This window comes from Laceyella putida (assembly GCF_042665195.1).
Lineage (GTDB): Bacteria > Bacillota > Bacilli > Thermoactinomycetales > Thermoactinomycetaceae > Laceyella > Laceyella putida.
The window spans coordinates 16363-37800 of the sequence record NZ_JBHTBW010000061.1 but is presented as its reverse complement, the minus strand read 5'-3'; the positions used below and the strand labels follow the sequence as shown (position 1 = coordinate 37800).

Sequence of the window (21438 nt, the reverse complement as noted above, 5' to 3'; positions counted from 1 at the left end):
GTTTGTTCATCAGGAAAAGAGAAGTTGTTCCAATTCATTTAGCTTCTCTTCAAAGTCTTTTAAGGCCAAACGAATGGGTTCGGCGGTAGTCATGTCAACGCCCGCTTTCTTCAGCACTTCAATTGGATAATCGGAGTTGCCCGCTTTGAGGAAATGGGTATAGCGTTCCACGGCGGGTTTGCCCTCGCTTAGGATCTGTTTGGACAATGCCGTTGCGGCACTGAAGCCGGTGGCGTACTGGTAGACGTAGTAGTTGTAATAGAAATGCGGAATGCGGGACCACTCCAAGCCGATCTCCTTATCGCTGACCATCGTTTCCCCATAGTATTTTTTGTTGAGCCCATAGTAGAGCGATGTGAGCAGATCAGGCGTTAACGCTTCACCCGCTTGGGCTTTTTGGTAGATGGCATGCTCAAATTCGGCAAACATCGTCTGTCTGAAGACGGTGGCCCGGAACGAGTCGACATAATGGTTAAGGAGATAGAGCTTTTGTTGCCTGTCGGTGGTTTGTTTCATCAAGTAATCATTTAATAAGGCTTCATTGCAGGTCGAAGCGACTTCAGCGACAAAGATGGTGTAATCGCCATACACATAAGGTTGGTGTTTGCGGCTGTAGTAACTGTGCACGGAGTGGCCAAACTCATGCGCCAAGGTGAACAAGTTGTCAATGGTGTCTTGCCAGTTCATCAAGATATACGGATTGGTGCTGTAAGAGCCGGAAGAGTATGCGCCGCTCCGTTTTCCTTTGTTTTCCATCACGTCGACCCAGCGGTTTTTATAGGCTTCCTTGAGGATGGAGACATACTCATCCCCCAAGACTGCCAAGCCTTCCAACAATTTTTGCTGCGCCTCGGGATAGGTGATTTTCATCTTCGCATCGGGTACCAGCGGATTGTAGATGTCATACATGTGAAGCTCTTCATATCCCAAGGCGCGTTTGCGAATATCCACATAGCGGTGCAAGAGCGGCAAGTGTTCATTCACGGTGTTGACGAGTTGGTCATACACGGCTTCCGGAATGTGATTGCTGCTCAGGGCCGCGTGGCGGGCCGAGTCATAACCGCGAACCTTGGCATAGAAGTTGTTTTTCTTTACAGACCCGCTCAATGTGCTGGCAAAGGTGTTTTTATATTTGTCATAGGTGCGGTACACGCCTTCAAACGCTTCTTTGCGAATGCGACGGTCACTGCTCTCCATCAATTTGATGTAACGACCATGCGTGATTTGAACGGTGTCGCCGTCCTCATCCACGATGGTTGGAAACTCAAGATCGGCGTTGTTAAGCATGCCGAAGGTGGTGCTGGAAGCGTTTAACGCGTCAGCCGCTTGGGCCAAAATTGCTTCTTCTTTTTCAGATAAAACGTGCGGGCGTTTTTTATTCAATCTCTCCAAGGCATGGCCATAGAGACGCAGCTCTTCGTTTTCAGCGAGAAACTTTTCAATGGTTTCCTCGCTGATGGAGAGAAGTTCGGGCGTGATAAATGAAAGCGCACTGCTCGCTTCTGCGTACAAGCTTTTCGCGCGCGCGTCCAGCGCTTGATAGAATGAATTGCCGGTATCTTGGTCGTAACGCATGTGAGCGTATGTATACAGTTGTTCGAGGCGCAAGTACAATTCATCTTTAAACCGCAGTGCGCGCAGAAGAGACTGTGCGGATTGCCCCAAGGTTCCTTTTAAGCCGGCCGCTTTGGGGATCAAGGCTTTCACTTTGTCGAATTCTTCGTTCCATAGGTCGTCATTGGCGAAAATATCTTCCAATCGCCAGGTGTATTCCACCGGCACTTCGGAGCGATGTGGCAGTTGCTTGCTGTTTTGTTGCTTGGACATAATAAGCCCCCTTATCTCTTTTTTATCATTATACTCGAAGCGGTTATAAAATTCGATCAACGAACGATTCATGGGCCCTGTTTGGACATGGATCAAGGACGCAAAGACGCTCCTTCCCCGGTTTCAGGGCCTTTGTTTTTTTAATCGCCAGAATGGAATCCCTTTTTGCTGCCAGCCCATTGGAACAGAATCGAAAAAAGGCTTCAGATGCCCTGGGAGCCTTTTTCACCGCGGCGATGACTCTTCTTTGAACGGCCGCCGTTGAAAGATCGTTTTGTTCTCGGAGAGAAAAATGCCGATTAAGATGAGCCATACCCCGGTCCATTGGAGCGTTGTTGTCCGTTCGTGCAAAAAGACCGCTGCCGCGACAATCACGACCGGCAACTCGACAGAACCCAAAATGGAGGCCAAGCCTGTGCCGATATGAGGAATTCCCTTCATGAATAAGACGGTGGGGATGATGGATCCGAACAAAGCGATCAAAAGTCCCCAAAACCATAAGCCATCCAAAAGCTTTCCCTCGATGAGAAAGGCGGGGGAGAAGATGATGAGATTGGTGAACAATCCACCGGTAACAAAGCTGGCGCTTCGGATCAGCGAATGGATTTCCGTGGCGACCCTGCCGCTAAAATGGATGAACAACGCATAAGTGAGTGCGGAGAGCAAGCCGAAGACCAATCCCATGAGATGGAGGGAATCGCCTTCCAACTGGGTGGCGCTGGCCAATAAAGAGCCGCACAAGATGATGAGGGTGGCCATCCAGTGATTCCATTTGGGCTTGTTTCGCGTTTGCCGCCACTCCAATAAGAGACCAATCCAAGTGAACTGAAACATAAGAATGATGGCGAGAGAAGCGGACAAGGTTTTGAGGGACAAATAATAGAAAATTCCCGTCAAGCCGGATACCATCCCACATAAAAGCAGGGAAATGAGATGTTTGCGTGAAATGGTTTTTTTCTTGAAACAGGATGGCAAGGCGATCAACCACAAGAAGAGGCTTCCGAACAAAACTTGGCTTCCCGTGATTTCTTGGGTGGCAAACCCATGTTGATAAGCCATTTTGATCAAAGTGGATACCACACCATAAGATGCCGCGCCTAGTAACACATATATGCTCGCTTTCATGCGATTCATCGGGCATATCTCCTCATTTGATTATAAGTGGATAAAAAAATAGAAAAACACATGGCCTGGTCAGGTGGTTTCGCTGAAGAACCAAGTGATTTCAGCGCATGTTCTGTTTATCATGATGAATAATATAATCATAGATTTTTATATTCTCATTGGATTTTAACATGTATAAGCGTTTAGGACATCGATTCATGTCATTTGTTTTTTTGCACATGATAAATAGAAACAAAAGCTCCCACCCCATGCTTTTCCGTGAAAGGAATTGCACGCATTTTGATGATTGTGTTATAATCACGTTGGCTATACTTAGTGTAGATACATCTGTTGGCAATAAAGAGTGGGTGCTGACCCACTCTTTCCGTTTTGCTGGGGGATGTTATCGAATTGGCTCGCAATAAGGAGGGTTGGCCTTGAGCCGACAAGTAACAGAAGCTGTGGAGAAGATCGCGCTTCCAATCGTAGAAGCGGAAGGACTGGAATTGGTCGACGTTGAGTATAAAAAAGAAGGGACAAACTGGTTTTTGCGCGTATTCATTGACCGCGAAGAAAATCCGGTGGACTTGGATGATTGCAGTCGCGTCAGTGAGCGACTAAGCGAAGCGCTCGACAAGACGGATCCGATTCCAGGGGCTTATATACTGGAAGTTTCTTCTCCTGGAGCTGAAAGACCACTTAAAAAAGAAAACGATTTCCACAAAGCTATCGGCAAACATGTGCACGTGACGACCTATGAGCCGATTGAAGGGCAAAAAGTATTTGAAGGTCTATTAAAAGAGGTTGACGGTACTTTTTTGACGGTAGAGGAGAAAAAGAAAACGGTGCAAATCCCACGGGAAAAAGTGGCGAAAGCGCGTTTAGCAATCGTTTTTTAAAAACGAAGGGAGGATGTTGACCGATGAATGCTGAGTTCATCGAGGCCCTCGGTCAATTAGAGAAAGAAAAAGGGATTAGTAAAGACATATTGATCGAAGCAATCGAAGCAGCCTTGATCTCCGGTTATAAGCGCAATTTCCATTCCGCACAAAATGTGAGGGTCGATATTAACCGCCATAGCGGAGAAGTACGTGTCTTTGCCCGCAAAACAGTGGTTGAAGACGTGTTGGATACGCGTTTGGAGATTAGCCTTCCAGCCGCGCGTGAGTTTGACCCAAACTATCAGCTGGGGGATATCGTGGAGATTGAAGTGACTCCGGCTGATTTTGGCCGCATCGCAGCGCAAACCGCGAAACAAGTGGTGACACAACGCATTCGTGAAGCGGAACGCACAGCGATCTTCAAAGACTTCATCGATCGTGAAGAGGACATCATCACAGGGATTGTACAACGGGCTGACAATCGCTACTATTATGTGGATCTGGGCAGAGTGGAGGCTCTCTTGCCTCATACGGAAGTGATTCCGGGTGAGCGCTTCAAACACGGAGATCGTGTCAAGACATACATCACCAAGGTAGAAAAGTCGACGAAAGGCCCGCAAATTTTCCTTTCTCGTACCCATCCTGGTTTGTTGAAAAGATTGTTTGAACTGGAAGTGCCGGAAATCTACGAAGGTGTAGTCGAAATCCGCGCGATTGCCCGTGAAGCGGGACAGCGTTCCAAAGTGGCTGTCTCTTCGCGCAATGAAGATGTGGACCCCGTGGGAGCTTGCGTGGGTCATCGTGGGCAACGAGTGCAAACCGTGGTGAATGAATTAAAAGGTGAAAAAATCGATATCGTTCGTTGGTCTGAAGATATCGGGGAATGGATCGCCAATGCGCTAAGTCCTTCCAAAGTGGTGACGGTCACCATCTACGAGGAAGAAAAAATGGCGCGTGTCATCGTTCCGGATCACCAATTGTCGCTGGCCATCGGTAAAGAGGGGCAAAATGCCCGGCTCGCGGCGAAACTGACCAACTGGAAAATCGATATCAAGAGCGAATCGGAAGCGCAAGAAGCCGGCGAGCCAGTTGTTAAAGAGCCAGCGCTCTCCGATCAAGAAGCAGAACATGCCGAACCTGCACATGAAGCAGATGAAACGTTATAAAATGGGGAGGTTGCTTGAAGGATGAAGCAACGAAAGGTTCCCATGCGCAAATGCGTTGCATCCCAAGAAATGTTCCCAAAAAAGCACTTAATTCGTATTGTTCGCACACCGGAGAACGATATTGTCATTGATCCGACAGGGAAGAAATCGGGGCGTGGGGCATACTTATGCGCCAAATTGGAATACATTGACTTGGCGCAAAAGAAAAAAGCGCTGGATCGGGCTCTTAAAGTGCAAGTTCCGACAGAAATTTACGATGAACTTCGAGAAGTGGTCAAGGGAATGAATCTTGATGAATAAGATTCTACAGTTGTTGGGTCTTGCCACAAGGGCGGGAAAAGTGATTTCAGGTGAAGAGCTAGTCATTCAAGAGATTCGATCGGGCAGGGCGCGGCTGGTTTTTCTGGCGACAGACGCCGCGAAGAATGCGGAAAAGAAAGTAACGGACAAATGCTCCTCCTATGGTGTGCCGCTCATTCGCTATGGTACACGCGGGGAGCTCGGAGCTGCGATCGGAAAAGAAGAACGGGTGGTGATCGCTATACTCGATGAGGGATTTGCCCGTTCGTTTCGCAAGCTTTTGAGTAACTGACGGGGGTGAATGGATTGGCCAAAATCCGAGTATATGAGTACGCCAAACAAATGAAGATGAGCAGCAAGGAAGTGCTTAACATTTTGGAACGTATGGATATGAAATTAAATAACCATATGAGCGTGATGAATGAAGGAATGATCCAAAAAGTGGAACAGTATATAAACGATGTGAAGAAGTCTTCAAACAGTAGAGAAGAGAAGCCGCAGGGAGACAAGAAGCCGAAGCATAACCCAAAAGCCCAGAAGAATCACGGGCAAAACAAAGGGGCTCGTCCGAACAACCGGCCAAACCAACAATCACCAAAACAAACGAACAAGCGTTCAGAAAACAAAATGGAAGTGGCGAACAATGTGGCTCCTGCGGCCAATGTTGCCACTGATTCAGGCGCTTCAGGCGGCAAAAAAGCGGATAACAACAACCGCAAAGGGAAGTTCAACAAATCGAATGAGAACAGAGGAGGCGCTTCTGCTGGACGCGGTGGCAAAGGCGGCCGCCATCGTCGCAAGGGAGACAAACGGGGTCCCGAGCCGCGCGAAAAACAAGCGCCTGTATTGCCAAAAGAAATTACGGTTTCCGGCCCGCTATCCGTTGGGGAGTTTGCCAAACTCTTGCGCCGTGAAGCTTCAGCCGTCATCAAGAAACTGATTTCGCTTGGCGTCATTGCCACGATCAACCAAGAGATCGATGTTGAGACGATGAGCGTCCTTGGGGAAGAATTTGATGTGGCCGTGAAGTATGTCGAAGAAGTGGATGAAAGCAACTTTGAAGAACTGGTGGAGGAAGATAAGCCGGAAGATCTGGTGGAGCGTCCCCCAGTGGTTACGATCATGGGTCACGTTGACCATGGGAAAACCACGTTGCTCGATAAAATTCGCCATACCAATGTCACTGCCGGAGAAGCGGGCGGGATCACCCAGCATATCGGCGCGTACCAAGTGGAAATCTCCGGTAAAAAGATCACCTTCCTCGATACCCCCGGTCACGCCGCCTTTACGACGATGCGGGCACGCGGGGCGCAAGTGACGGATATCACCATTTTGGTGGTCGCGGCGGATGACGGCGTCATGCCACAGACGATCGAGGCGATCAACCACGCCAAAGCGGCGGAAGTGCCGATCATCGTGGCTGTAAATAAGATAGATAAACCAGATTCCAATCCGGATCGTGTCAAACAACAATTGACGGAGTACGGTCTGGTGCCAGAAGAATGGGGTGGCGACACGATTTTCGTTCCGGTCTCCGCAATCCAGGGAACGGGCATCGATGAGCTGTTGGAGATGATTCTTCTGGTTGCGGAAGTGCAAGAGCTGAAGGCGAATCCAAACAAGCGCGCGCGCGGTGTGGTGATTGAAGCCGAATTGGATAAAGGGCGCGGGGCGGTTGCGACCGTATTGGTGCAGAACGGTACCTTGAAAGTGGGCGACGGCATCGTTGCCGGTAACTTCTTCGGGAAAATTCGTGCGATGGTGAACGATCGTGGACGCCGTGTGAAAGTGGCTCCGCCTTCTACTCCTGTTGAGATTTTGGGTTTGCCGGATGTGCCAAATGCCGGTGATCAGTTCATGGTGTTTGAAGATGAGAAGAAAGCACGGGCGATTGCCGATAAGCGCCTGCAAAAACAACGGGAAGAAGAACTGGGCGCGAACAGCCGCGTTTCCCTGGATGATCTGTTTAAGCAGATCCAACAAGGGGAAGTGAAAGATCTGAACGTCATCATCAAAGCAGACGTCCAAGGGACAGCTGAAGCGCTGCGTGGTTCCCTGGAGAAAATCGACGTGGAAGGCGCCCGGGTCAAGATCATCCATCAGGGGGTTGGTGCGATCACCGAATCGGATATCATTCTCGCTTCGGCCTCCAACGCAATCGTAATCGGCTTTAACGTACGCCCGGAGCCCAACGCCAGAGCGACGGCGGAACAAGAGAAAGTGGACATCCGTCTGCATCGCATCATCTACAAGGTGATGGAAGAAATCGAAGCGGCGATGAAGGGTCTCTTGGATCCGGAATATGAAGAGCGTGTGGTGGGTACCGCGGAAGTGCGCCAGATCTTTAAAGTGTCCAAAGTGGGCACCATTGCCGGATGTTATGTAACAGAAGGAAAAGTTGTGCGTGATGGCCACATCCGCTTAATCCGTGATGGAATCGTTATCCATGAAGGAAAGTTGGATACCCTGAAGCGTTTCAAAGATGACGCCAAAGAAGTGGCGCAAGGGTATGAATGTGGTCTGACGGTGCAAAACTACAATGACATTAAAGAAGGCGATGTCATCGAAGTTTATGTGATTGAAGAAGTGGAGCGAGCCTAACGTGCATATTGGATTGTTGGAAGTGGAGGGGCGCGTGTTCGCCTCTACTTCCTTAAAGGACAAGCGTCGCGTGATCCAAAGTGTGCAGGTGAAAATACGCAATAAGTTCAATTTGTCTGTAGCGGAAGTTGAGTTCCAAGATGACCGGCAGTTTACCGCCTTGGCCGTTGTTGGCGTGGGCAGTCATGCGAAGGTTGTGGAACAGGAGTTGCTACAAGCTCTGCGTCTCATAGAAAACGCGGAGGGATTGGAAGTGACTCATACCTCTATCACCTTTATGTGAATATGTGTGCAAGTAGGAGGGGTAGATCATGGCGCGCATTCGTGTTAGCCGTGTTGGTGAGCAAGTGAAGAAAGAACTGAGCCAGATTATCCAGCAGGAAATCAAAGATCCTCGCATCGGCTTTGTGACGGTGACGGCTGTGGACATGAGCGGTGACTTGCAGCTGGCTAAAGTCTTTATCAGTGTGTTGGGCAGTGCGGACCAAAAATCGCAAACCCTGGCCGGTTTAGAAAAAGCAAAAGGATACATGCGCTCAGAAATCGGTCGTCGCATCAAATTGCGCCATGTTCCAGATCTCGTCTTTGTTATGGATACTTCTTTAGACCGGGGAGAGCATATTTCCCGTTTGTTATCTGAAGTCAATCCACAGGAGAAAGAATAAGATGAACTGGATTCAGGCTTTTGAACAATGGATTAAAGAAGCAGATCAAGTGCTGGTTGTGTCTCATATCCATCCGGACGGGGACGCGATCAGCTCTACTCTTGCCATGGGAATGGTGTTAAAAGCCATGGGAAAACAGGTGACTATGGTGAATGAATCACCCATTCCAAAGAAATTCGCTTTTCTTCCAGGCATGGAGGAAGTCAAGCAGGCGCATGAAGTGACGGGAACGTTTAACCATGTTGTGGCCTTGGATTGTGCCGATCGCGCACGCATGGGAACCTGTTGCGAGCTGATCGCGCCCGTCGCCGCCCTTGTCAACATTGACCATCATGCCACCAATGACGGATACGGAACGATGAATGTCATCTTTCCGCAAGCGGCGGCAACGGTGGAGATTCTTTATGATTGGATTGACCAAAGCGATGTCGGTTGGGATGTGCCCTTGGCCACCTGCATTTATACGGGATTGTTGACCGACACCGGCGGATTTCGTTACTCCAACACTTCACCCAAAGTGTTGCGCCAAGCAGCCAAGCTGGTTGAACTGGGCATCCCTTCTCATCAAATCGCCGATCAAGTGCTTGAAACAGTGACATTGGAACAATTGAAATTGTTGCAAACGGCACTCGGCACGCTCAAGCAATCGGAGGATGGGTTAGTCGCTTGGATGAAACTGGATGAAACGGATTTGGCGAGGCTGAAGGCTTCCCATGATGATTTGGATGGGATCGTCAACTACGCCCGTAATATCTTGGGCGTGGATGTCGGGGTGTTGTTTAGAGAGACGGAGCCCCAAGGTGTCAAAGTCAGCTTGCGTTCGCGCGAGCGCGTCGATGTGGGACAAGTGGCCAAGCAGTTTGGTGGCGGAGGCCATTCCCGGGCGGCTGGCTGCACGATTCGAGGAACGATCGAAGAAGCGGAAGAGAGCGTATTGGCTGAGATCCGTTCGCAACTCAGGAGTGGAACCAGATGACATTGCATGGGATTATGCCGGTTTTCAAACCAAAAGGACGCACTTCCCACGACATGGTGGCGCTGATACGTCGTTTAGCCAAACAAAAACGGGTTGGACATACGGGCACGTTAGACCCTGAGGTGGAGGGTGTCTTGCCCATTTGCTTAGGCCAAGCGACTCGTGTGGTAGAGTATGTGCAGGAGTTGCCCAAGCGTTACCGCGGGTCGCTCATGCTTGGCATGGCCACGGATACGGAAGATCAAACCGGACAAGTGATAGAACGAGTCGAGGCGGTGCCTGAAATCACACGGGAAGAGGTTGAATCGATTATTCAGCGCTTTGTGGGTGAGATTGAACAGGTACCGCCCATGTATTCTGCGGTGAAAATGCAAGGCAAGCGATTGTATGAATTGGCTCGTGAAGGCAAAGTGGTGGAACGACCCAGCCGCAAAGTGACCATATATGAACTGACCCTGTTGGATCTGGAACCGGGGAGATATCCCGTGCTTCATTTTGATGTGCTCTGTTCCAAAGGGACTTACGTGCGGACCTTATGCGTGGACTTGGGCAAGGCGCTAGGATATCCCGCGCATATGACTTCCCTGGTTCGGATGCAAAGCGGCCCATTTCACCTGGAGGATTGTTATACCGTAGCGGAGTTGGAAACACTTGCGGCCAAAGAGGAGTGGCAAGGCGCGTTGACCGCGATCGATGGTGGGCTGGGCCATTTTCCCGCGGTCATCGTCAGTGAAGACGAAGGGAAAAAAGTGCTGGATGGAGTCGAGTTAGCTCTTGACGAAAGCGGAATAGAAGCGGGACAATTGTTTCGGGTATATGTGGAATCAGGTGGATTTTTAGCCTTATACCGCATGGACTCGGCTGGACGAGCCAAGCCGGAAAAAGTATTTCGGGATGTGGAACGCTGATGGAAATCATTCATGTGACTTACCCGTTTATTCCGCAGACACCTGATGCCGATTGGGTGTTGGCGATCGGTTATTTTGATGGAGTGCATCGGGGTCATCAAGCGGTGATTCAGGAAGCGATACAATTGGCGAAGGAGCTTGATGCCCGACCCGCAGTGATGACGTTTGACCCCCATCCGCGAGAAGTATTGGGGCAAGCCAAGATCACCCGTTATTTGACACCGCTCAACGAGAAGCTGGAGCAGTTTGCCAAGCTTGGTGTCGAACGGACGATTGTGATGAAGTTTGACCTGACCTTTGCCGCCCTTTCGAAAGAATCATTTATTGAGGAAGTGCTGCTTCCATTGGGGATCAAAGGGGTTGTGACCGGTTTTAATTTCACTTTTGGCCGGAAGGCGGCTGGCAAAGCGGCCGATTTGGCCACTCTGTCGCAGGGCCGTTTTGCCACCCGCGTGGTGAAGCGGATTGAGTTGGAAGAAGGGACGGTCAGCAGTACCCGACTGCGTCAAGCGTTGGCGGAAGGGGATTTGAAACTGGTTACGCGCATTTTGGGGCGACCTTATTCATTTGAAGGATTGGTTGTGGATGGCGATAAACGGGGACGGCAGATCGGCTTTCCGACTGCCAATCTGCAATTGACCGCCCCATATCTGATCCCGCGCCGCGGCGTCTATGTCGTGCATGTGACCTATGATCATGAGTCGGCTTACGGACTGATGAACATAGGGGTGCGTCCGACTTTCTCCGACCCCACGCTCCGGGAACAGTTGGAAGTGCATTTGCTCGACAAACATGTGGATTTGTATGGAAAGATTTTACGGGTGTCGTGTTTGTCTTTCGTTCGTGAAGAGAAAAAGTTCGCATCCGTTGACGACTTAATTGAACAGATTGGGCAGGACAAACGGCATGCTGAAGAATGGCTTGAAATCTATGTGAAGTAAGCGCCAGCTTCTTGCGCTTCCAATCGCCGTGTGCTATACTATTCCGGTGGCTACGATGTCACGGACACAACCCTAGCTCGGATGATCGAGGCCTCGACGATGGTCTGGGTTAAGGGGGATCAGAATAAGGAGGATACTCATCATGGCATTAACCAACGAAGTAAAAAAAGACATTATCAACCAGTTTAAAAAACATGAAGGCGATACGGGATCTCCAGAAGTGCAAATCGCGATTTTGACTCATCGCATCAACGAGCTGAACGCTCACTTGAAAGACCACAAGAAAGATCATCATTCTCGTCGCGGTCTTCTGAAAATGGTTGGTCAGCGCCGTAACCTGCTCAACTACCTGAAGAACAAAGACATCACCCGTTATCGCGAACTCATTGAAAAACTCGGTCTGCGTCGATAAGAACACAAGCGGGGCATTTTTGCCCCGCTTTTTATCTTACCTTCCTTTTAAAATATTGGGAGAAGGAACATACTGTACATATGAAGAAGTATGGAATGTTTGTGTGTGTTTTCTTGAGAGGGGGAAATACTTGTACCATGGAACCAGCACTATTTGAAACGGAGCTAGCAGGACGTAAACTTGTACTTGAAATCGGGAAATTCGCAGGGTTAGCTAATGGATCCGTCATGGTTCGTTATGGTGATACAGCCGTACTGGCGACGGTGGTCGCTTCCAAAGAACCGCGTGATACAGACTTCTTTCCACTGACTGTGAACTATGAAGAACGCTTATATGCCGTTGGAAAAATCCCTGGAGGCTTCATTAAGCGGGAAGGACGTCCGAGTGATAAAGCCATTTTGGCCAGCCGCTTGATCGACAGGCCGATTCGCCCGTTGTTTGATGAGGGATTTCGACATGAAGTGCAAGTGGTAACAACCGTGATGTCCGTCGATCAAGATTGCTCTTCGGAAATTGCGGCGCTTATCGGGGCATCCGCCGCCTTGTCCATCTCCGACATTCCATTCCGAGGACCCATCGGCGGTGTGATTGTCGGCCGGGTGGATGGTAAACTTGTCATCAATCCCACGGTCGAACAACAAGAACGGTCTGACCTGCATCTGGTTGTCGCCGGAACGAAGGACGGCATAAACATGGTGGAAGCGGGATCGGCACAGATTCCGGAAGAGACCATCTTAGAAGCGATTCTCCTCGGTCATGACGTGATCAAACAAATCGTCGCCTTCCAAGAGGGAATCGTAGCGCAAGTGGGCAAACCGAAAATGGAAGCCCAGTTGTATCAGGTAGATGAGCAAATTGACGGGCGGGTGCGGGCATTGGCGACCGAATCCCTGCTAGCGGCTGTGCAAGTGACGGAAAAGCAATCTCGGCAAGAAGCCATTGATGAAGCAAAAAAACAAGTGCTTGAGCAAATGGCAGAAGAGTTGGGCGAAGAGGCGTTTGCCGATAAAGAAAAAGAAATCAATATCGTTCTGGACAAGATCGTCAAAGAAGAAGTGCGTCGCTTGATCGTGGAAGAAGGGAAGCGTCCGGACGGTCGGAATCCGGAAGAGATCCGTCCGCTCACCAGTGAGATTGGCATATTGCCGCGTACGCATGGATCAGGTTTGTTCCGGCGTGGTCAAACCCAAGTTTTAAGCATTTGTACACTGGGCGCGCTTGGCGATGTGCAAATCTTGGACGGCTTGGATCTGGAAGAATCCAAGCGGTTTATGCACCATTACAACTTCCCTCCATACAGCGTGGGTGAAGCGAGACCGATTCGGGCACCGGGCCGTCGTGAAATTGGTCATGGAGCTTTGGGTGAGCGCGCATTGGAACAGGTGATTCCGTCTGAAGATGAATTCCCTTATACGATACGTCTTGTGTCCGAAGTGTTGGAGTCAAACGGTTCCACTTCGCAAGCCAGCATTTGCGCTTCCACCTTGGCCTTGATGCATGCGGGCGTGCCAATCAAGGCACCAGTAGCCGGTATCGCGATGGGCTTGGTGAAAGAAAACGACCAAGTGGTGGTATTGACCGATATTCAAGGCATGGAAGACCATTTGGGCGATATGGACTTTAAGGTTGCCGGAACTCGCCATGGGGTAACGGCGTTGCAAATGGATATCAAGATTTCCGGCATCGATCGTTCGATTCTGGAACGGGCGCTGGAACAGGCCAAAAAAGCGCGGATGATCCTGTTGGACAACATGGAAGCGACGATCAGCGAACCCAACAAAGAGTTGTCTCCATATGCGCCAAAAATCCTCACCATGCGCATTCATCCGGATAAGATCCGTGACGTCATTGGGCCAAGCGGTCGCGTGATCAACAAGATCATCGAAGAGACCGGTGTGAAAATCGATATTGAGCAAGACGGCCGCATTTACATCGCTTCCCCGGATGCAGGGCAAAATGAGCGGGCCAAGAAAATTATCGAAGACTTGGTTCGTGAAGTGGTTGTTGGCGAAACCTATCTGGGCACAGTGAAGCGGGTAGAGAAATACGGCGCCTTTGTTGAGTTGTTCCCAGGCAAAGAAGGGCTTGTTCACATTTCGCAACTCGATGTGAATCGTGTGGCCAAAGTGCAAGATGTGGTCAATGTTGGCGATTCCATCATGGTCAAAGTAACTGAAATCGATGATCAGGGCCGAATCAATCTCTCGCGTAAAGTGCTTCTTAAACAAGAAGATAAAAACGCTGAGAAAAAAGAAGGAAAGTAAAGCAAGAGAGGCAAAAAGAGTCAGAGCGATCTGCCTCTTTTTTTACGTTTGGGACACCGCCAGAATAGAGAGTTGTCTACCGGCATATGGTAGGAATAAAGGAGGTGGACACCTTGTTTTTTCCTGCACGAGTGACAGCCCTTATCCTTATTGTCCTGTTACTTTTTTTCATGGCGGATACCCCACTCATACAAGCTTATGTCGTCGCTGTAAAACAAGGGAAAGAAATCCCAGTTTTGTCTTATGTGGATGAAGAGGATTTGCTGCGCAAAAAAATAGAAGCGGAAGCGTCCAAGCATGCCATCCCGCCGATCGATGCGCGCGTCGATCGGGTGTGGAAGCTCGTGCCAGGGTTAAACGGAAGAGAAGTGGACATTGAGGCCACAATCAAACGGACGCGAAAACAGAAACGGAATCATCCCATTCAATGGGTCTACCGGCAAGTGAAGCCTGCGGTATCCATGGATGAGTTGGGGGCGCATCCTATTTACCGGGGTAATGAACAAAAACGGGCCGTCGCTTTAATGGTGAACGTGGCTTGGGGAACCGAGCACTTGCCGGGAATGTTGAAAATATTGCGGCAGGAGAAAGTAAAGGCGACGTTCTTCTTGGATGGCTCGTGGTTAAAAAAGAATCCGGACATGGCGCGAACCATTGCCAAAGAAGGACATGAGATCGGTAATCACGCTTATTCCCATCCCATGATGAGTCAGTTGAGCCAAGCGCGGATGAATGAAGAGATCGGCAAAACGAATCGCCTGATTGAAGAGATTCTCGGTGTAAAGAGTCGATGGTTTGGCCCCCCTGCGGGTGACTTTGACCAACGGGTGGTTTCCGTTGCCGCCGCTCATCATATGAAAACGGTATTGTGGACAGTGGATACGGTCGATTGGCGCAAGTCCGTCTCTCCCGCCATGATGGTGAATAAAGTGAAAACGGCGATGGGTCCCGGTCATTTGCTGTTAACCCATCCGACGGATCGCACGGTCAAGGCGTTGCCGCAAATTTTGCGCACGATGAAGGAGAAAGGGTACAGATGGGAGCCGGTAGGGCGTGTGCTCTCTTCTGAACGATTGGAGCCAATTGAGTGAGCTGGCGAGTTTTGATATAGTAGGGATATTGTTTTTATGAGAAGGAGGATCCTATGTGATCGTTAAACATACGCTTCCAAATGGTGTACGTATCGTTGCTGAAAAAATTCCCCATGTACGCTCGATCGCTTTTGGGATCTGGGTCGGAACGGGCTCTGAGCGTGAAACCTTGCAAGATAACGGCATTTCCCATTTTATTGAGCACATGATGTTCAAAGGCACGAAAAAGCGCTCCGCCCGCCAGTTGGCGGAAGCGTTCGATGAAATCGGCGGCCAAGTGAATGCATTTACGTCTAAAGAAATGACTTGTTACTATGCCAAAGTGTTGGACCAACATTTTACGACGGCATTAGATGTCCTATCGGATATGTTTTTTGAATCGGTGTTTGCTGAAGACGAGATTGAGAAAGAAAAAAAGGTGATTGTTGAAGAGATTCGCATGGTGGAAGATACACCGGATGACATGGTGCATGATTTGTTGTCTGAGGCGTCTCTCGGCCAGCACGCTTTGGGCTATTCCGTGCTGGGGAGCGTTGAAACGGTTGAGAGTTTTACGCGGCAAGACTTGATGCGGTACCGTGAGCGGAGTTATGCGCCCCAACATGTGGTCGTCGCGTTGGCGGGCAATCTGCCGGATGATTACCTTGAGCGGTTAGAAGAAGTGTTCGGTGCGTATCAAGGCGAGGCTGCAATCCGGACAAATGACGTTCCCGTCTTCACTCCGGGATTGAAACTGAAGCAAAAAGCGACGGAGCAAACCCACCTGTGCATTGGGTTGCCGGGGTTGGCAATCAAAGATTCACGGATTTATACATTGGTGTTATTAAATAATATCTTGGGTGGCAACATGAGCTCCCGCTTGTTCCAAGAAATTCGGGAAGAGCGTGGTTTGGCTTATTCCGTTTATTCTTATCATTCGGCCCATCGTGATGTGGGGATCTTTGCCATTTATGCCGGAACCAAACATGGCCAGGAAGAAGAAGTGGTCGACTGCATTCAACATACATTGACACAAGTGAAAGAAAAAGGGGTTGCCGATACGGAATTGGCGAAGGCAAAAGAGCAATTGAAAAGTAGCCTCATGCTTGGGCTGGAGAGCACAAACAATCGGATGAGCCGACTCGGAAGAAATGAACTGTTGTTAGGCAAGCATTATACATTGGATGAAATCGTGGAAAGCGTTGAGAACATCTCGTTGGATCATGTCAATGAGTTAGCTCGGGAAATCATTGATTCCCCCATGTCGCTTGCGCTCATCTCGCCGGATGCCAAAGTGCCCGGTAGCTTTAGGAGGAACTAAGTTGATCGATGTCAAACTAATTCAATTACCAGGAAACGAAGATCTGCCTCTTCCAGTAAAAATGTCCAGGGGTTCTAGCGGTTTTGATTTGCATGCTGCGATTCATGGAGAAGTGCATATCGAACCAGGAAAGTGGAAATTAATCAAAACGGGCATTGCGATTTCGATGCCGAACGGGCTTGAAGCGCAAGTGCGCCCACGTAGTGGTTTGGCTTTGAAGCATGGGATTACGGTGTTGAATACGCCTGGTACCATCGATGCCGATTACCGCGGGGAAATTGGAGTGATCGTGCTCAATTTGGGAGAAGAGGCATTTGTGGTCCGACGCGGAGAACGGATCGCCCAGCTGGTGTTCATGTCGGTTCCGCAAGTGGAGATTCAAGTGGTGGAACAATTGGATGATACCGCACGCGGATCAGGTGGATTTGGTCATACGGGCAGATAAGGAAGAGGGGATCTCGCATGACCGAAGTGTCGTTGCGACATCTGGAAAAAGAGGTTGAACGCCTGCGTTCAGAGCTGTACCAATCAGTGGCGGGTGAACCGTCACGACTTTCTGCAGATCATGTGCTTCCGCTTTCCAAACGACTGGACGTATTGATCGTTGAAATGCAAAAAGCCAAACAGATTTGTTGTCAATAACGGCATGTGTTGATGAGACCCGGGAATTTCCCGGGTTTATTTTGTTCCTGAGTCATATGTTCCATTGTCGGCCATACATTCAATAACAACAGCATATGAAAGGGGATGGATTATGCGTTGGAGTGAATTCGCCGTCAAAGAATGCGTCGATGTGGGCAGCGGGGAAAAACTGGGGAACTTTGCCGCAGCGGATATGGAGTTTAATCCGGCGACAGGAAAAATCGAAGGAATTCTCCTTGAAACGGCAAAAAGCACTTGGTTTAAGAAAAATGCTCGTTATCTTGCCTTATCTTGGCCAATGATTAAAAAAATCGGTCCGGAAATGGTCATTGTGGATACCCTTTCAGAAAAAAGGTAACCCAAATCCCATGTGTTACATATGATGCAAGCAAGGATTGAACGTTGGAATGTGCTCTTATTCAATCAATTATTCTTCCGGGGAAAGGGGTCATGAGCAAATGCTGACTAGCAAGCATGTAGTCTTCCTCGGTGGGGATGCAAGGCAGTTGGAAGTGATCAAAAGCTGCATTCAGATGAATGCCCGTGTCAGTCTCATCGGTTATGACAATCTGCAAAGCCCTTTAAGCGGGGCATCGCTTAAAGAGTTGACGACCGAAGTTTTAAGCAAAGCCGACGTTCTCGTTTTGCCGATTGTGGGGACGGATGAACAAGGGAATGTCAGCAGTGTGTTCACTTCCAAGACGCTCGTCCTGACAGAAGAGCATCTCGCCTCTCTGCCTAAGCATTGCATCGTATTCGTGGGGATTGCCAAACCCCATCTAAAAGAGTTGTGTGAACGGTACGAGATTGAACTGATCGAACTGATGGAGCGGGATGATGTGGCGATCTACAATTCCATTCCCACTGTGGAAGGTGCTTTGATGATGGCCATTCAAAACACAGACATCACGATACATGGCTCAGTCTGTCTGGTGTTGGGGATGGGAAGGTGCGGGTTGTCCCTCGCGCGAACCTTGCATGCGATCGGCGCCAAAGTGAAAGTGGGTGTGCGCGGTTCCGCCCATCAAGCACGCGCGTTTGAAATGGGACTCACGGCGTTTGACACAGCGGAACTCAACTTGCATGTGAAAGAAGCGGACCTGATCTTTAACACGATCCCCGCACCCGTCATCACTTCCAAGGTGCTTAGCCATTGCCCTCATGACGTGGTCATCATCGATTTGGCCTCCAAACCGGGCGGGGTCGATTATGCCTTCGCTGAAAAAAGGGGGATCAAAGCGATCCTGGCCCCCAGCTTGCCGGGCATTGTGGCGCCTAAGACGGCCGGGCAGATATTGGCTCGCACCATCACGCAACTGTTGAAACCTGCGGAACTACAGAAGGAGGGAGCCGTTTAATGAACTTCCAAGGGGTTACCATCGGATTTGGGTTGACGGGGTCCCATTGCACGCATGATGAAGTGTTGCCGCAAATGCAGCGTTTGGTGGATTTGGGAGCCAAGGTGATCCCCATCATTTCCCACACGGTGGCCACAGTGGATAGCCGGTTTGGGACAGCGGAAGACTGGAAGCGGAGAATCGAGGAAATAACTGGAATGGCGCCGCTCATGACGGTTCCGGAAGTGGAACCCTTTGGCCCCAAACAAACCTTGGATTGCATGTTAATCGCCCCATGCACGGGCAACACGTTATCCCGTTTGGCCAATGCCATGACGGACGGCCCGATTTTGATGGCGGCGAAAGCGCAAATGCGCAACCACCGGCCAGTGGTACTTGCCATTTCCACTAATGACGCGTTAGGATTAAATGCGATGAACCTGGCGCGCCTTTTATCAGCCAAGGATATTTATTTTGTTCCTTTCGGGCAAGACGCACCGGTAAAAAAGCCCAAATCCATGGTCGCTCGCATGGAATTGATCCCAGAAGCATGCCTTTCTGCCATAGAAGGAAAACAACTCCAACCATTAATAGTTGAAAAATATCGTGATTTAGCTAAATAATATAGTATGCTTTAAGAAGCTAAAGATGTCCCCCAAGCGGAGAGGGATGTGGGGGACATCTTTGACAAAGAAAAGCGTGCAGCTTGGGAGGGAATATAAAACCATGACAATTCAAGGATATACAGTAGCGGTTGTAGGGGCAACAGGTGCTGTAGGACAACAGATGCTAAAATACCTGGAAGAACGGAAGTTTCCAGTGAAAGAATTAAGACCGCTCGCTTCCAAGCGTTCTGCGGGAGGCACGATTTCTTTCAACGGGCAAGAGGTCACGATTCAGGAAGCGACACCGGAAGCTTTTGAGGGTGTGGAGATTGCCCTTTTCAGCGCGGGCGGCAATGTGAGCAAAGCCTTGGCTCCAGAAGCCGTAAAACGGGGTGCGGTGGTGATCGACAATACGAGCGCTTATCGAATGGATCCCAATGTGCCTCTGATCGTGCCCGAGGTGAATGCGGATAAGATCAGGGAACATCAAGGAATTATCGCCAATCCAAACTGCTCAACGATCCAAATGGTTGTCGCATTGAAACCTCTGTTGGACCGTTATGGCATTGAGCGCATTATCGTATCAACCTACCAAGCGGTATCCGGTGCCGGATGGCAAGCAGTCACTGAGCTGGAAGAGCAAAGTAAAGCCGCTTTGAAAGGCGAAGAAGTGACCCCTTCCGTTTTGCCGGTGGGCAAATTGGATAAACATTATCAAATCGCCTTTAATGTGATTCCCCAAATTGATGTGGGGCTGGAGAATGGATTTACTTTTGAAGAGATGAAAATGGTCAATGAAACGAAAAAAATCTTTGGCAACGACGAGATTGGCGTAACGGCCACATGTGTGCGCGTTCCGGTTATGCGTGGCCATAGCGAATCTGTGTATGTTGAGTTAAAATCAGATTTTGAGCTGGAAGAAGTTCGTCAGTTGTTGAGTGATGCTCCTGGCGTGGTTGTGCAAGACGATATTCAAGAGCAAGTGTATCCGATGCCGCTTCAGGCGACGGACCGCACGGAAACCTTTGTCGGCCGTCTGCGTCGTGATCTGACTCATCCACGCGGGCTCAACATGTGGGTGGTTTCCGATAACCTTCTAAAAGGAGCAGCGACCAACGCGATCCAGATCGCCGAAGCGCTCATCGCATCAAGATAGACGAAGAGAAGGGATATGTCATGGGGATTTTAGTGCAAAAGTTCGGCGGAACCTCCGTTGCCACATCTGAGCAACGGAACCGGGTTCTCCACCATATCAGAAAAGCGTTGGCAGAAGAGTACCGATTGGTTGTCGTCGTATCGGCAATGGGCAGAAAAGGGGAGCCCTATGCGACTGATACGCTGTTAAGTTTGCCAAAACAGTATGGCGACCAGATTACGCCGCGAGAAAAAGACTTGTTGATGAGTTGTGGTGAAATCATTTCCGCCACCACGATTTCGAGCATGCTGACCAAGCACGAAATCAAAAATGTTGTGCTTACCGGTGGACAAGCGGGAATCATTACAAATGATCATCATACCAATGCCCAGATCCTTACCGTTAACCCCAAGCGAATCTTACGGGAACTAGACGAGAATCAGGTCGTCGTCGTGGCCGGTTTCCAAGGGCAGACCACCGATGGCGAGATTACCACCCTCGGCCGCGGAGGAAGCGATACGACCGCGACGGCATTAGGTGTGGCCCTGCGCGCGGATTACGTTGACATCTTCACCGATGTGGAGGGGATCATGACAGCGGACCCACGCATTGTGGATGATGCTTCCTATTTGGAGAAGGTCACATATACGGAAATGTGCAATCTGGCTTTCCAGGGGGCCAAGGTGATTCATCCGCGTGCGGTGGAGATCGCGATGCAGACCAACACCCCGATTCGGGTAAGATCCACGATGTCGGACCATCCAGGGACATTGGTGACCAATTGGACGGAAACGGATCGTCTTGCCGGGGAAGTTCGCGACTTGACGATTATTGGGATCACCCAAATGGACAATGTCACCCAAATTAAAATTCGTTTGGAACAAGGTCAATACGACTCACAGCTGAAAGTGTTTAAAGCGATGGCGGACCATGGGATCAGCGTGGACTTCATCAGTGTCAACCCAAGCGAAATCGCTTATACCGTGTATGATGACCTGGCGGAACGAGCGGCAGAGTTGCTGCGCGGCCTGGGCCTCAAACCGGAGCTGACTGGCGGATGCGCCAAAGTATCCGTTGTCGGAGCGGGAATTGCGGGTGTACCAGGGGTGATGGCGAAGATTTCCGAAGCTCTTACGGAAGACGATATCCAAATTCTTCAGTCGGCGGACTCCCACACGACGATTTGGGTATTGGTCCGCGGGGATGACATGGCGAAAGCCGTACGCGCCCTTCATAGAAAATTCGACTTACATCGCATACACTTTTCTTAAATGAATGGAGGA

The 21438-nt window shown here is 49.8% G+C and carries 23 protein-coding genes; 21 read left to right on the top strand and 2 right to left on the bottom strand.

The annotated features are described in order from the left end of the window. Window positions 1-9: 9 nt before the first annotated feature. Both pepF and ACFQNG_RS17000 read right to left on the bottom strand, forming a co-directional pair. Window positions 10-1827, bottom strand: coding sequence for an oligoendopeptidase F (gene pepF, locus ACFQNG_RS17005; protein WP_379866875.1), 1818 nt, complete (start codon window positions 1825-1827; stop codon window positions 10-12). A gap of 225 nt (window positions 1828-2052) precedes the next feature. Continuing rightward, entirely contained in the window at window positions 2053-2961 is a 909-nt protein-coding gene (locus tag ACFQNG_RS17000; RefSeq protein ID WP_379866873.1) for an EamA family transporter, read from the bottom strand. Between the two features lie 407 nt (window positions 2962-3368). Between ACFQNG_RS17000 and rimP the strand changes: the two genes are divergently transcribed. From rimP to dapG, 21 genes are all read left to right on the top strand, one after another. Then, a complete protein-coding gene (rimP, locus tag ACFQNG_RS16995; protein ID WP_379866871.1) occupies window positions 3369-3830 on the top strand; it encodes a ribosome maturation factor RimP in 462 nt (153 codons plus the stop codon). A gap of 23 nt (window positions 3831-3853) precedes the next feature. After that, on the top strand, window positions 3854-4978 hold the full coding sequence (gene nusA, locus ACFQNG_RS16990) for a transcription termination factor NusA (RefSeq protein ID WP_379866869.1): 1125 nt from the start codon (window positions 3854-3856) through the stop codon (window positions 4976-4978). A 21-nt stretch (window positions 4979-4999) separates the two neighbouring features. Then, on the top strand, window positions 5000-5278 hold the full coding sequence (gene rnpM, locus ACFQNG_RS16985; RefSeq protein ID WP_379866868.1) for an RNase P modulator RnpM: 279 nt from the start codon (window positions 5000-5002) through the stop codon (window positions 5276-5278). Further along, window positions 5271-5570, top strand: coding sequence for a YlxQ family RNA-binding protein (locus tag ACFQNG_RS16980; RefSeq protein WP_379866867.1), 300 nt, complete (start codon window positions 5271-5273; stop codon window positions 5568-5570). Before rnpM ends, ACFQNG_RS16980 begins: the two co-directional genes overlap by 8 nt. Window positions 5571-5620: 50 nt before the next feature. Then, entirely contained in the window at window positions 5621-7879 is a 2259-nt protein-coding gene (gene infB, locus ACFQNG_RS16975) for a translation initiation factor IF-2 (protein WP_379866886.1), read from the top strand. 1 nt (window position 7880) lies between these two features. Then, entirely contained in the window at window positions 7881-8162 is a 282-nt protein-coding gene (locus ACFQNG_RS16970) for a DUF503 domain-containing protein (RefSeq protein WP_379866866.1), read from the top strand. 28 nt (window positions 8163-8190) lie between these two features. After that, window positions 8191-8544, top strand: a complete 354-nt coding sequence (gene rbfA, locus ACFQNG_RS16965) for a 30S ribosome-binding factor RbfA (RefSeq protein WP_379866864.1) — start codon at window positions 8191-8193, stop codon at window positions 8542-8544. Between the two features lies 1 nt (window position 8545). Next, window positions 8546-9520 (top strand): DHH family phosphoesterase, encoded by a 975-nt coding sequence (locus ACFQNG_RS16960; RefSeq protein ID WP_379866863.1) that lies wholly within the window; start codon window positions 8546-8548, stop codon window positions 9518-9520. Beyond that, window positions 9517-10428, top strand: a complete 912-nt coding sequence (gene truB, locus ACFQNG_RS16955; RefSeq protein WP_379866862.1) for a tRNA pseudouridine(55) synthase TruB — start codon at window positions 9517-9519, stop codon at window positions 10426-10428. The genes ACFQNG_RS16960 and truB overlap by 4 nt, the downstream gene beginning before the upstream one ends. Then, entirely contained in the window at window positions 10428-11369 is a 942-nt protein-coding gene (locus ACFQNG_RS16950; protein WP_379866861.1) for a bifunctional riboflavin kinase/FAD synthetase, read from the top strand. Before truB ends, ACFQNG_RS16950 begins: the two co-directional genes overlap by 1 nt. Before the next feature lie 142 nt (window positions 11370-11511). Continuing rightward, entirely contained in the window at window positions 11512-11781 is a 270-nt protein-coding gene (rpsO, locus tag ACFQNG_RS16945) for a 30S ribosomal protein S15 (protein ID WP_379866859.1), read from the top strand. 137 nt (window positions 11782-11918) lie between these two features. Next, complete coding sequence (gene pnp / locus ACFQNG_RS16940) at window positions 11919-14045, top strand: polyribonucleotide nucleotidyltransferase (protein ID WP_379866858.1); 2127 nt, start codon at window positions 11919-11921, stop codon at window positions 14043-14045. 113 nt (window positions 14046-14158) lie between these two features. Further along, entirely contained in the window at window positions 14159-15136 is a 978-nt protein-coding gene (locus ACFQNG_RS16935) for a polysaccharide deacetylase family protein (RefSeq protein WP_379866856.1), read from the top strand. Between the two features lie 55 nt (window positions 15137-15191). After that, the gene (locus ACFQNG_RS16930) at window positions 15192-16436 is read left to right on the top strand and encodes a M16 family metallopeptidase (protein ID WP_379866855.1); all 1245 of its coding nucleotides are present in this window, start codon (window positions 15192-15194) and stop codon (window positions 16434-16436) included. Between the two features lies 1 nt (window position 16437). Beyond that, window positions 16438-16881 carry a dUTP diphosphatase gene (gene dut, locus ACFQNG_RS16925; RefSeq protein ID WP_379866854.1) on the top strand — a complete coding sequence of 148 codons (444 nt, stop codon included), beginning with the start codon at window positions 16438-16440 and terminating at the stop codon, window positions 16879-16881. Window positions 16882-16898: 17 nt separating this feature from the next. Continuing rightward, window positions 16899-17078, top strand: coding sequence for an aspartyl-phosphate phosphatase Spo0E family protein (locus ACFQNG_RS16920; RefSeq protein ID WP_379866852.1), 180 nt, complete (start codon window positions 16899-16901; stop codon window positions 17076-17078). A gap of 112 nt (window positions 17079-17190) precedes the next feature. Continuing rightward, entirely contained in the window at window positions 17191-17436 is a 246-nt protein-coding gene (locus ACFQNG_RS16915; RefSeq protein ID WP_379866851.1) for a YlmC/YmxH family sporulation protein, read from the top strand. A gap of 100 nt (window positions 17437-17536) precedes the next feature. Next, window positions 17537-18436: a dipicolinate synthase subunit DpsA gene (dpsA, locus tag ACFQNG_RS16910; RefSeq protein WP_379866850.1), complete on the top strand. Its 900-nt coding sequence runs from the start codon at window positions 17537-17539 to the stop codon at window positions 18434-18436. Next, the gene (locus ACFQNG_RS16905; RefSeq protein ID WP_379866849.1) at window positions 18436-19038 is read left to right on the top strand and encodes a dipicolinate synthase subunit B; all 603 of its coding nucleotides are present in this window, start codon (window positions 18436-18438) and stop codon (window positions 19036-19038) included. The genes dpsA and ACFQNG_RS16905 overlap by 1 nt, the downstream gene beginning before the upstream one ends. A 103-nt stretch (window positions 19039-19141) precedes the next feature. Continuing rightward, the gene (locus tag ACFQNG_RS16900) at window positions 19142-20176 is read left to right on the top strand and encodes an aspartate-semialdehyde dehydrogenase (RefSeq protein ID WP_379866848.1); all 1035 of its coding nucleotides are present in this window, start codon (window positions 19142-19144) and stop codon (window positions 20174-20176) included. Window positions 20177-20196: 20 nt separating this feature from the next. Further along, window positions 20197-21426: an aspartate kinase gene (gene dapG, locus ACFQNG_RS16895; RefSeq protein WP_379866847.1), complete on the top strand. Its 1230-nt coding sequence runs from the start codon at window positions 20197-20199 to the stop codon at window positions 21424-21426. The last annotated feature ends 12 nt before the right edge of the window (window positions 21427-21438 follow it).